The organism is Paenibacillus sp. FSL R5-0887, from assembly GCF_038002305.1.
Lineage (GTDB): Bacteria > Bacillota > Bacilli > Paenibacillales > Paenibacillaceae > Paenibacillus_AQ > Paenibacillus_AQ odorifer.
Window position 1 is genome coordinate 1747447 of sequence record NZ_JBBOCE010000002.1, and the last position, 12525, is coordinate 1759971.

General features: G+C 44.5%; 8 protein-coding genes. 3 read left to right on the top strand and 5 right to left on the bottom strand.

Annotated features, from left to right (window positions below):
• The first annotated feature begins 180 nt into the window (after positions 1-180).
• Complete coding sequence (locus tag MKY14_RS25615; RefSeq protein WP_076185614.1) at positions 181-1092, top strand: helix-turn-helix transcriptional regulator; 912 nt, start codon at positions 181-183, stop codon at positions 1090-1092.
• 576 nt (positions 1093-1668) lie between these two features.
• Here MKY14_RS25615 and MKY14_RS25620 read toward each other — a convergent pair.
• From MKY14_RS25620 to MKY14_RS25630, 3 genes are all read right to left on the bottom strand, one after another.
• Positions 1669-2913, bottom strand: coding sequence for an L-lactate MFS transporter (locus MKY14_RS25620; RefSeq protein WP_076124755.1), 1245 nt, complete (start codon positions 2911-2913; stop codon positions 1669-1671).
• Between the two features lie 138 nt (positions 2914-3051).
• The gene (locus MKY14_RS25625; protein ID WP_076134814.1) at positions 3052-3780 is read right to left on the bottom strand and encodes a LytR/AlgR family response regulator transcription factor; all 729 of its coding nucleotides are present in this window, start codon (positions 3778-3780) and stop codon (positions 3052-3054) included.
• The gene (locus MKY14_RS25630) at positions 3777-5381 is read right to left on the bottom strand and encodes a sensor histidine kinase (protein WP_280513476.1); all 1605 of its coding nucleotides are present in this window, start codon (positions 5379-5381) and stop codon (positions 3777-3779) included. Before MKY14_RS25630 ends, MKY14_RS25625 begins: the two co-directional genes overlap by 4 nt.
• A 261-nt stretch (positions 5382-5642) precedes the next feature.
• On the opposite strand from MKY14_RS25630, the gene MKY14_RS25635 reads away from it, so the two are divergent.
• Positions 5643-6158 (top strand): nucleotidyltransferase family protein, encoded by a 516-nt coding sequence (locus MKY14_RS25635; RefSeq protein ID WP_076124758.1) that lies wholly within the window; start codon positions 5643-5645, stop codon positions 6156-6158.
• 75 nt (positions 6159-6233) lie between these two features.
• On the opposite strand, the gene MKY14_RS25640 is transcribed toward MKY14_RS25635, so the two are convergent.
• Entirely contained in the window at positions 6234-7748 is a 1515-nt protein-coding gene (locus MKY14_RS25640) for a methyl-accepting chemotaxis protein (RefSeq protein WP_076307959.1), read from the bottom strand.
• A gap of 234 nt (positions 7749-7982) precedes the next feature.
• On the opposite strand from MKY14_RS25640, the gene MKY14_RS25645 reads away from it, so the two are divergent.
• The gene (locus tag MKY14_RS25645) at positions 7983-9077 is read left to right on the top strand and encodes a GGDEF domain-containing protein (RefSeq protein ID WP_076124680.1); all 1095 of its coding nucleotides are present in this window, start codon (positions 7983-7985) and stop codon (positions 9075-9077) included.
• Positions 9078-9196: 119 nt separating this feature from the next.
• Here MKY14_RS25645 and MKY14_RS25650 read toward each other — a convergent pair whose 3' ends face one another.
• Complete coding sequence (locus MKY14_RS25650; RefSeq protein WP_076282361.1) at positions 9197-12319, bottom strand: EAL domain-containing protein; 3123 nt, start codon at positions 12317-12319, stop codon at positions 9197-9199.
• Positions 12320-12525 lie beyond the last annotated feature (206 nt).

Below are 12525 nucleotides of genomic sequence, written 5' to 3' on the forward strand. Positions count from 1 at the left end.
CCCCTTCGCCTGCTATTTTGGGTCTTCCCTCATGTTGGATAGTTCCATTCACCCGTAATATATCAAACCATTCCATACAAAAACTACTTTATATTTGCTGTAATAACCCTCATATATTGCAAATCTTGCTTTTCTGAACCTATAATAAGTGCATATTACAGAATAAGGCGGTGAGAGCATTTGCTTGAAAGCGACTTACTGTACGAACAAGGGTATAGCGTACGTATCAACACGCCCGTAGATCCCCTTTTTTATTATTTTGATTATGACCAGCGTTCTCACGATATCAATATGGAGTTTCAGCATTTTCATGATTTTTACGAGATTCATATCTTGATGGATTCCCGAGCCACTCATATTATCGATGGGAATGTCTGCGCCCTCCAGCAGTATGACATCGTGCTCCTGCGTCCTTATCGGATGCATAAGACACAATATCCGGAAGGGCCGCCGTTTAAGCGGCTGATCATAAACTTCGCCATGCCCAAGGATATACCCGGTTTAGAGAACGCTTACAAAAGTATGTTTCTCTCATTTTGGGAAGAAATACCGATCTACCGTTTGCCAAAAGAGTTGCGCAAAGCCGTGTTTGATCCTCTTAACGCTATCTTCACCTTATCACACAGCACTTCACCGTTAAATCCAGTACTGATTCACAGCCTTTTCCAACAGTTCCTCTGTGCTTTATACCAGCGTAGAGACCAGAACAGCTATGTCCCAGAGGAGATCGGAAATGCCATTATGCAAAAAATCTACTCGATCACCGCATACATCCATAGCCATTACAACAGCGAGTTGTCCCTTGATTTCCTCGCTAAAGAGTTCTTTATCAGCTCCTATTACTTATCACACCAATTTAAGTTAATTACCGGCTCCACGCTGACAGAATATATTCAGATGACCCGGGTCCGTAATGCCCAGCAATTGCTGATCTACACCCGCCTGAAGATTTCCGAGATCGCCGGGCAATCCGGATTCAACAGCTTCTCCCAGTTCAACCGCATATTCAATAAACTTAGCGGGATGTCCCCATCCGAGTTCCGCAAGAATCAGGTCATATCCAACACTGCTTCGACCACATTTTCCTATTGATGTACTTGCTTACCTAGTTACAAAAAATCCGCTGTGCGTCCGACAAAGCTATCCACCCTCTAAGTAACTATATTGAGCAGTAACAGAGGCAATGTTTAGACGCAAAAGAGAGACGAAGGGAAAGGGATAGCAAAAGCGATGGTGCAGGCACACACATGTTGGGATAGATGCAGGTACTGGTGTAGGTGCTCGTAGTGATGTAGGGGCTGGGGCTGGGGCTGGGGCTGGGGTAGTCACGTTTAACTGTATTTCATACAACTATTTTTTCACGCATCACGCCACCATTAGATATAGCTGTATTTGGTGCAACTATTTCCTTGGTTTTTTCGCCTCTAAGCAACATCTCGAGATTTTAGTTGTACAGAATACAACTAAAATCCGAAGATTCACTATTTCATACGGAATAGTTGCACAGAATGCAGTTACTTCTCAGATCCCAGCAAAACTCCTTCTCCCAATTGAAGATAATCCGCCCAAACAAGTCACAGCTCAGCAAGCCACCACAAATCAAAAGAACCAGGCAGCGATTCTCCACTAACGGGAGAATCACTGCCTGGTTCTAGCTTCAATTACATCTTAAGCCGTACGTTCCGTTGCTTTGAGACGCAGCGCTTTTTTCTCTTTCGACTTCGCCACTGGCGGTTTCAGAGAAATCGCGATGATGCAGGCCAGCAGGCACAAGAGGCCAAAGATAACAAAGGTTGGTTTAAATCCGCCTAGGAAGACGGCGATAAACGAACCGGAAAGGGCACCAATACCAAAACCTTGGTAAACAATTCCGTAGTTCTTACTGTGATTTTTCAGTCCGAAGAAGTCGCTGACAATGGCGGGGAACACCGTGATATTCCCGCCAAAGCAGAACGCAATGGCTGCTACACAAGTGAAGAAAAGTCCGAAATTCAGGGTCGCGTAGCTGAGGGTCAGCATAGCCGCCGCAGTTACAGCAAGCGATGCGCCTACCAGCTTCAAGCGACTCATTTTGTCAGATAAAGCACCCAGAATTAAACGTCCCGCTGTATTAAAGATCGCAATCATAGCCACCGCACTAGCTGCTGTCTGTACATCAAGTCCAGCCAGCTGCACGCCGATATCTTTTACAATACCGATCAAATACAGACCACACATACAAGCGGTGAAAAAAATGATAAATAGCAGATAAGCTTCTTTTGTCCGCAGCATTTCTTTGACCGTATAGTCTTTCGGTGAACTCATTACTGTAGCTGTCGTTGAACCCGCTGGTGCTGGGGCCGCTTGAACCGGAGCTTCTCTTACGAGCAAGGAACCGATTACAATCATGCCCATAACAATCAAACCCCAATACATAAATGTATTAGACACACCCACTGAGTCAATCAACCCGCCGTTAATATATTTAAAGATCAAACTCCCCGTTCCATAAGCACCAACGGACACGCCGGAGATTAAACCTTTATTATTCGGAAACCATTTAATTAAATTAGATAATGAAGTGATATAAGCTGTCCCATCCGCAAAACCAACGATCACCCCAACCAATAAATAGAACATGAAGAGTGAATTGGCTTGAGAGCTAAGAATCAATCCTAGTCCGAGCACAATCCCAGCAGTAGCAGTCAAACGGCGAAGCCCGAAACGATCCTGCAGCTTCCCTGCGAACAAAGTCGCGAAAGCGAGTGCAAAGCTCGTTATAGAAAAAGTAATCGAAACGGAGTTAAGCTCCCAGCCAAATTTTGTTACCAGATGCGCATTAAATAAACTCCATGTATAGATGGTACCTAGGCCCATTTGCATAATTACTGTACCTAATACGATTAGCCACCGTTTGGTGCTTTTGCTGTCCATTGTCGTAGTCATGGTCTTTTCCTTCTTTCTCTCTCGTTGTCTGCTACAAGAGCTTCTATCGCCTCTTTATTGTAGCTAAACCAGCCGATGTTGAGAGAAATCCGGCATGAGATGACGGAAATGAAGAATGAATTGCATTTATAAGCGCATAATCTGCCTGAATTCCTTTACCTTACTACGACTTACCGGCACTTCAAAACCTAAATCATGCAGGCGCAGCAAATACGTATTGTTGAACCACGGGATGATTTCCTTGATCTTGGACAGGTTAACAATATAGGAACGATGGCAGCGAAAAAAACGATCCTGCGGCAGCCGCTGAAAGAAATCGCTAATACTAAGTGCCATGCTGTATTCCTCACCTTTAGTCATCACACTTGTACTTTTTTCCTGCGCGGAGGCGTAATAAATATCGTCGGCATTCACTACGATAATCTTTTCATTTTTCCACAGATTAACCTTGTCACTGACCGGATTACGCTCTTCTTCCCCCTGTCGTCCACGGCTGGCAAACGCATTCTCCAGCTTGTGCAGCATGGCTTTGATGCGTACCTCGCTATAAGGCTTAAGAATATAGTCAAAAGCTTCAATCTCAAACGCCTCAGCGGCATGCTCCTTATACGCAGTGATGAACACTATGTAGGGTTTTACCGAGAATCTACTGATATTTTGTGCCAACAGCACTCCGTCGATGGAGGGAATATTAATATCCAGAAAAATCACATCTATCGTATCACTCTGCAAAAATTTAAGCGCGTCCAACCCATCTTCAAACTGTGCCGTTATATCGATCCCGCTGTGCGTCTCTATTAAATAAGCCAGCTCCTGTCTTGCCAGCTCTTCATCCTCTACGATGATCGCTCTCATTGGTCCTCCTTTTTAACATCAAAAAAGATGTTCGTCCCTTTATCCAATCTCTGAATGGTAAGTCCAGTCCCATAGATCAGCTTTACCCGTTGGTGTACATTAAACAGCCCGATTTTATTCTCCGGCATATCGCCAGTATAGACCTTCTCTATCGTTTCCTCGCTGATGCCAGCTCCGGTATCGCGAATGCCCACCCGTACGGTATCCCCGTGGTCTTTTACAGAAATCGTTACTGTTCCTGTCCCTCTTACCTTCAGTATGCCATGTATAATCGCATTTTCTACAAGCGGCTGAATGATCAGACTCGGAATCCGAACCTGAACCTCATCAATATCATAAAGCACGTTAAGCCGGCTTCCAAAACGCGCCTTTTCGATCTCTACGTATTGCTGGACCTGCTGTAGCTCTCGTTTGATATCAATGAATTCATCGGTAAGCTCCAGATTGTATCTCATATAACCGGACAGATTCACAATCAGCTCGCGCGCCTTATCCGGGTTAATTCGAATCGAGGACGCAATCGCATTCAGTGCATTGAACAAAAAATGCGGGTTAATGCTGGTCTGCAGTGCCTTCAGCTCCGCTTTGTTCGCCATTTCCTTAATGCCTTCCACCCGCGACACTTCCATCAAGGTAGAGATCATTTGTGACAGACCCACGGCCATAGCTTGAAGCGAATAGGTAATCTTGTGGGCTTTGGTGTAATAGATTTTGAGCGCTCCCGTCACCTCACCCTTTTCCTTCAAAGGAATAATGATCAGCGACTTGATCTGCGGATTCACGTAATCACTATCATCGTTACGGATGGTAATTTCACCACTGGACAACGTTACTTTAGTTTCCTCACTGATAATATCGTTAGTTGTCTCATAATCCTCCTCACCCACGCCAACATAGGCACGAATAAACCGAGTATCCGTAATCGCTACAGCGTCTGCACCGATATCCTCTTTGATGATCTGGCAGATGGTGTGCAGCGACTCCTGATTAATATTGCGAAAATACGGCAAGGTCTTATTGGCAATATCAAGCGCCAGCTTGGACTGCTTAGCCGCGATCCGTTCCTTCTCACCTTCCACGCTCTGCACTAGCACAACAATCAGGCCAACACTAATCTGGCTCATAATCATCGGAAAAGCGATCTTGGACACGATATCCACACCCAGCGACATCGGCTGAGCCATCGCTAGAATGAGCAGCATCGTCAGTGCCTCACAGGCCATTCCCGCCAAAATCCCTGCTATCCAGCGACGTTCACCAGAGGTGCGGCGATAGATTATCCCAGACACTATGCCCGCGGTGATACTCGTAATCAGACAAGGAAGAGAGGTTACCCCTCCGATATCAATCAGAAAACGGTGAACCCCTGAGATGATGCCTGTTATAAGTCCAACCCATGGCCCGAACAAAATCCCGCCAGATACGATGGCGATAATTCGTACATTCACAAGCGAACCTTCCACATTAATCCCGCTATAAGTGCCGAAAATGGCAAATAAGCTGAAGATCATCGTCGCAATAGCAAGCTCTTGCGGAGCGTAACTCCCTTTTTGAAAAACCTCTTTAAACCGCGGCAGACGAGTCAATACAAACAGACACATCAGCAATAACGCAGCTCTTTCCAACAATTGCAGTAATATAGTAAACGTATATTGCACGGTCACCGCCTCCAAAGGTCTCGATGTCGATTCATTATAAAGATAGTTCATGCCTCTGTCCATTCAGCCTGTCCCTTTATACCTCTATTGAAACTCTTGTTGTATGATATTAACAGATTGGAAGCATGAATATTCGGAGGTGGCAGTTTGCACAAGATAGAACACGAGGCAGATATCATTCAGCTTGTACATAATGACCCCTGGATGATGGATATTTTAGAAAATGCCAGATCGCTACAGTTACCTGACTGGTGGGTTTGTGCTGGGTTTGTACGTTCAAAAATCTGGGATACCTTACATGGCTTTGAAGAGCGGACCCCTTTGCCAGATATTGATGTTATTTATTATGACGGCAGCAATCTTCATGAGGAAGTGGAAAAGCAATGGGAGGCAAAACTAAGAAATTTAAATCCCCATGTGCCATGGTCCGTTAAGAATGAAGCAAGAATGCATACCATTAACAACCTTGCGCCCTATACGTCATCTGTAGATGCCATCTCCAAGTTTCCGGAAACAGCTACAGCGCTTGGGCTTTCCTTAGATGAATACGGTAAGGTTATCCTAACCGCTCCGCATGGGATTGCAGATGTTATTAATGTAGTGTTACGGGCTACCCCTCATTTCAACAATAATCCGAACTTACTCCCTATTTATGAAAAACGAATTGCACAAAAAAACTGGCAGGCAACGTGGAAGCAATTGCAGGTCAGCGCTACCTAAAGCTAAGTTGTGTTAGCATCGGAATAAAAAAGACAGCAAGCCTCTGCTACAGAAGGGCTTGCTGCTGTTGTTTTATTACACCGCTAAATCAATACCAACCACGCCTACTACATCTCCCTGACGATTCCGGATTGCTCTAGATAATGTAATACAAGAACGTTTCGTAATCGCGGATACATAAGGTTTAGAGACATATTCACCCTCATTCATGGCCCCATTCCACCAATCACGCCGCTTAGCATTCAACAGGCCAGCCGCTGGCTCGGAGTAGATAAAGGTTCCATCCGTCCGATTGGACCAAATGGCTTGTACATCTGGAATTTTCTTAATGTAAGCGTTCAAAACACCTTGATGAACTTCAGTATCTGGAGCGTAAAGTTCTTCCTTGGCGGAAATTGTCTCCAAGAGACTCTGCATTTCCTGAAGCCGGGCTGCATATTGGCTCATCTCAATTTCCGCTCTGCCCGCAATGCTAGTAACCGATTGCTGCAAGGATTGCGACTCCGCTAACAGATTGGCGCTGACTTCGTTCAGCTGCCCAATTTGATCCCGCTGCCGTGTCACCTGCTCCAGCGTAAGGTCTACATTGGCAATCGTCTCATTCACGATAGCCACCGCACCGCTCAGCTCCGTTGTCACTTCTACAATCAGCTTGCCCTGCTTCGCGGCAGCATCGATTGTTTCCGTCACGGCGCTGCCTACTTCATCTACTCTCGACGCGATATCATCGAGTCGAAGCTTAACCGTGCCGACCTCGTTCACCCCACGCTCCACTGAGACTTGCTCTTTCGTAACGGATTCCAGCACCTGCTGTACTCCATTATTAATGTCAAGCAAGATGCCTGAGGAGCGGTCTACCGAGCTCTTACTTTGATCAGCCAGCTGCCGAATCCGGCTGGCCACTACTGCAAATCCGCGGCCCTGTTCACCGGCCCGGGCCGCTTCAATAGAAGCATTCAGCGCGAGCAACGAGGTCTCATTCACAATGGAGTTAATCAATGTATTGATCTCCTCTACCATCGCAATATGATTACTCAGGGCAGTAAACTTAGCTAACATGTCCCCACTCTGTGTTTGCAGATCCTTCATCACCACATCTGCAATGCTCAGGGAATCTACCATTGCTGTCATTCCTTGCCGAGCATATTGCATATTCGAGCCTAGTTTTTCCGTCAATTCTTCGATATGTGCTGTAACTGAGGCTACACCGCCCATCGTCTGATAGGCCCCTTCAATATTGGCTTTAGCTTCGTTGCTGCGAATCCTTAAATCCGTTTCATACGCGTGTGAATAATCTGCTGTCTGCTGCAGCTGCTCTGTATGGCGGCTGATTTCTTCAAGCGCACCATGCAGCCGATCCGAGGTAACTACAATCTCATTGCCAAGAAGCTCCACTTTGTTCTGTGAATCCTTCAGCAGCGCTTCTTTGCGATAACCGTAGCGGGATGTATTCAGCGAGAACCATCCTAGAGAACCCATAAGCAGAATAATCACCAGCTTATGCATCCAGAGCATATCAATCAATAAGCTGTACACACTGACAAGAAGCAACAGGACGACTACGAAAATCTGGTTTCGACGGATCTGCATCTTTACTTCCACTCCACTCGATTGATGTTATGTATTCTAACATTATATCAGCAGAGTTAATTAAAGGAAATACTTTCTATAGTATTCCTTTTCGATCAATCATTCCCCGGGCCAGGCAATCTCCCCTTATAAAGATGCTTGTTGATCTCCCGCTTCCAAGAAAGCCATCAAGAGGAAACCTGAGCTTATTGTCGAATATATAAGCATATTGCCACTGGAAAAGAGGATCACATTATGCGCGCCACACCTCAAACTCCTCGTCAGACCTATTGGAATCGTGTGCTTCTCAATTCATTCTGGATCATCCTGATTGTGTATTTAAGTATTCAGTTCATTGTTTCTCTATCCTTATGGAGCCAGCGTCCGGAAACCCCAACCAGGAACGATTATATTGAGCACTCGTTGATTTCTGATTCCATCATAGTGAGTTTGATCATTATTCTAGAAGTAATCTATAGATGGAGGCCTCTGTGGGCCCAACTCGCCATTACGGTTGCAAGCCATCTATTTGCGGTTTTGATTATCGTCAATCTCAGCGATGAGTTGCATGTTAAATCATTAATTATGCTGTTCCCGCTACTAGTCTCGATGATCTATCTGAAGAGCAGTTATATGATAGCCACTTCTGCTATTTCTCTACTGTACACGATCATTTTATTCACCAAGACATCCATTCACGAGTACTTCCCGATCACCCAAACAATCATTATCGCTCTTATTTTTGCAGGCACTGCTTTGGCAGGTTTTGCAGTAATCGTTCGTGGACGTGATTTGATGCAATCCCTGCAGAACTCCGTCAAGTCAGAACAGGAATTACGCATTCAGAATATAATCATGGATCGTCTATCTAAGATAGATCCCCTGACTGATCTGTATAATCACAAGACTTTTCACGAATATTTGGGTTGGCTAATCGAGCATCAGCAGAGTAATCCATTCTCCATGCAGCTTGCCGTTATGGATATCGATAATTTCAAAAAAGTAAATGATTGCTATGGACACTCCGTTGGAGATATCGTATTACAAAAAGTCGCAGCGATCCTGCTCGAGTATATCGGTCCTGATGATTTCGCCGCGCGGTACGGGGGCGAGGAATTCATTGTCATTCTGACAACCAAAACCTTTGAACAATCCTATGAAATCATGCAACAAATTCTAGCCAAAGTCGCCGATACCCCTTTTGCCGAAATGGAAGGGAAAAGCATAACCGTCAGTATCGGGATGCATGATTACACAGGTGCAGACTCCAAAAATTCTACTTTTCAGCAGGCTGATGATGCACTTTACGAAGCTAAAAACACCGGGAAGAACAAAATTGTCATCAGCTAGTGACAAGCTCCACAGACACTGTTTATCTGTCGGAGCTTGTTTTCTTTTGCAAAGCCTTAATTTCAGAAGCATTTCATACCAAAAACCCCCACCTTGTGATGAGGGCTGTGTATCCACTGCTATATTCCGTAACGCTTCTGCGGTTCCAAAAGCTCCACCACTTCCTGCTTCGGAACAGGTCTGCTAACCAGATATCCCTGTACCTTATCGCAGCCCGATTTTCTGAGGAAATCCAGCTGGCTGATCTCTTCCACTCCCTCCGCAACGACCTCCAGCCCCATATTGTGGCCCAGCTGTATAATGGTCTGCACAAAAGACTGGCTGTAAGCTTTTTCCGAAAGCGAATCGATAAAGGTTTTATCCATTTTAAGCGTAGAAATCGGCAATTGCTGCAAATAACTAAGAGATGAGTATCCCGTTCCGAAATCATCCAGCGCAATACGAATGCCTTGGGATTTGAGGAATTGAAGCTTATTCACGATACTCTCAAACGATTCCATAAAAATAGACTCGGTGATTTCCAGTTCAAGACAACTAGGCTTTAGCCCACTTTCAGCCAGACTTTCCTGCACCATCTCGACGAAATCATCCTGCAATAGTTGAATAATGGAAATGTTAACTGATATCTTGTAAGGAATGCCCATACGATCTTGAATGCCCTTCATAAAGATGCACGATTCCCTAAGCACCCATTCTCCAATATAAATAATCAGCCTGGAATCCTCGGCGATTTTGATAAAGGAAAGTGGAGATACAAAGCCCAGCGTTGGACTATTCCAGCGAATTAAAGCCTCAAAACCAGAGATTAATCCAGACTGGATATCCACCTGCGGTTGATAATATAACTCAAACTCATTATTATTCATGGCACTGCGCAAATGTTTCTCTATATTCATCCGTTCATTAAACGCAGTATGCATAGATTTGTCATATACCACATAAGTCCCCTTACCATCCTCTTTTGCCCGGTACATAGCGACATCCGCATTTTTTAAGATTTGCTCGGTGGTCTCCCCATCTTCCGGATAAAAGGAAATTCCGATGCTTACGGAAACGTACAAATAACTCTCTCCGATTAAAAAGGACTGCCTGAACGCTCTCATGATCCGCTCCGCCAGGTCTAACACATCCTCGTGGTTTTCTATATCCTTAATAAAAATCACGAATTCATCCCCGCCGAGCCGAGAGAGCATATCTCCTTCCCGCACCACCGACTGCAGCCTTTTGCTAGCCTTCTGAATAAGAACATCACCGGATTTATGCCCTAAGGTATCATTGATGTATTTAAAATTATCGGTATCTACGAACAACAGCGCCGCCTTGCCTCCTGAGCATTGCAGATATTTCTCCATAGATTCCAGTAGACATACACGGTTGGGTAGATTACTAAGCTCATCCACATAAGCTAGACGATGCATGTGTTTTTGATTCTCCACCAGCATATCGTATTGCTCTACAAGCTCCTGCTGTGTGGCTGTAAGCTGTTCATAGGTTGCCTCAAGCTCCTGATAACTGTTGCTCAGCTTTAGCTCTACCTGCTTCCGCTTACTAATATCAATCAGCGAACCGATAAATAACACAACTTCATTCTTTGGATCAACGATAGCTTTACCACTTACCTCAAACCAGACGAACTGATTATCTTTGGTCCGCATGCGGTATTCCGTCTCGTAGATAGGTGTTAAACCTGCCAGATGATCATGTCTTGCCTTTTGGGATGATGGCTGGTCATCGGGATGAATAATACTAAGCACCCCATTTTCGAAGGAATTGATTTCATCCTCCGTATAGCCCATGAGCTTGTACCAGCGATCCGATAGATTATACAGTCCTGTCTCCCAATCAAGCTCCCACATGTATGCACCAGAACCCTCTGTCGCGAGACTGAACCGTCGTTCACCTACTTGCAGCTTAGCAAATTGCTCCTGTAGCTCGACCTCTGTCGCTGACAGCTCTTCGTAAGTAGCTTCCAGTTCCTCATAACTTTGCTGAAGCCTTAGCTCATTTTGTTTGCGCTCATCGATATCCACTCCTACAAGCACAAAAATATCAGCTGCCTGCTTATCCAATCCTTTCAACAAGGTGGTCCGAAATGAAAAATACCGCGCTGCTGGCGAATTGTCTGGAAGTTTATGCTCGATATTATCAACATATTCAAGCTGTACGGCCCTTTCCAGCAGATTCCGAATAGCCGCCGTACTGCCTGTCAGCCCCTCTATATCCTCAATGTTTTTGCCCACTACTTCATTCTCGCATAGGCCCGTCATTCGCTCAGCGTAATTGTTAAACCGAACTACCTTTTTATCCGCCTGCACAGCCCAAACCACCATACCGCTATGCTCTATTACATCTTCAAAAAATTGCTGTTCCGAATAAACCGCCCGCCGTAAGTGATTAATATACATTTTTAGCAAAACCGCACTAATGATCAGAAGGCCGAGCAGAATAATGGCTCCCACAATAAATCTATTGCGCATCATAACTTTATAATAATCCGAATGAACGAAGAAATAGTGCTGATACAGCTCTTCAAAAGCACCTGAACGATGCAGGCGATCCAATCTCTCGTTAACATAAGTCACTAGCTCCGGAGAGGATTTACTTATTGCAAAAGCGACATCCCTAGGGTAGAGATTGCTCATTTTTTTGATAATACTCCCCTTCAATTTCTGCTCTGCAATCAGATAATCAATCACTTCCTGATTCTCAAATAGAAGGTCGATTTCCCCCTTTTCTAAAGCCTTCAAAGCTTCAGGAGTCGTTGCATATTCTATGTAATTTGTAATCCCCACCTTGCTGTTCAGCACGGTTGCAGAATACTGTCCATTCCCTAACCCAATCTTATAACTTCCCAACGTCTTTAAATCGATCTCATCCTCAAGCTCTCGCCTTGCATAGATGGAAATATAATTCTTAATAACTGGATCTGAAAATAACACCTCTTGGTTACGCGACTCCGTAATTGCCATAAGACCTGCTATCTCAATATCTCCTTGAATCAGCCGACTGTAAACTTCATCCCATTGCCCAGTACTGTAGTGAATAAGGTAATCCTGCTTCTCAAAAATCATCGTGCTCAAATTAATATCAAACCCGGTCAAATACCCGTTTTCTACATATTTATAAGGTGGATATTCCAGTTCTACTTGGTACCTTATATCCTCTCTTTCGGCGTGAGCGGCTGTAGGAGGTACGAGCAAAAGCAGAAAAATAATCAGAAGCAACATTGTGCACCGCTTCATTGCCCAATTCCCCTTTTTGCTAAAATTTAGAATTTAAAGCATTATTCTAAAAAGTATTCGACAAAATATGGTAAGATTCCTGCTAATTCTTTCCTAAAACCACACATTATACGCAAATCCCCATCTTTCGATGGACTCTTTTATTTGTAAATGATAAAAGTTACGAAGTCTTGATTTTTATATTGCTTTTTACATAGAAAATGTGG

Bases quoted from the DNA above. Each gene is read 5' to 3' on its own strand.
- MKY14_RS25620 (WP_076124755.1), bottom strand. From the start codon at position 2,913: ATGGACAGCAAAAGCACCAAACGGTGGCTAATCGTATTAGGTACAGTA.
- MKY14_RS25625 (WP_076134814.1), bottom strand. From the start codon at position 3,780: ATGAGAGCGATCATCGTAGAGGATGAAGAGCTGGCAAGACAGGAGCTG.
- MKY14_RS25630 (WP_280513476.1), bottom strand. From the start codon at position 5,381: ATGTGTCTGTTTGTATTGACTCGTCTGCCGCGGTTTAAAGAGGTTTTT.
- MKY14_RS25635 (WP_076124758.1), top strand. From the start codon at position 5,643: ATGATGGATATTTTAGAAAATGCCAGATCGCTACAGTTACCTGACTGG.
- MKY14_RS25640 (WP_076307959.1), bottom strand. From the start codon at position 7,748: ATGCAGATCCGTCGAAACCAGATTTTCGTAGTCGTCCTGTTGCTTCTT.
- MKY14_RS25645 (WP_076124680.1), top strand. From the start codon at position 7,983: ATGCGCGCCACACCTCAAACTCCTCGTCAGACCTATTGGAATCGTGTG.
- MKY14_RS25650 (WP_076282361.1), bottom strand. From the start codon at position 12,319: ATGAAGCGGTGCACAATGTTGCTTCTGATTATTTTTCTGCTTTTGCTC.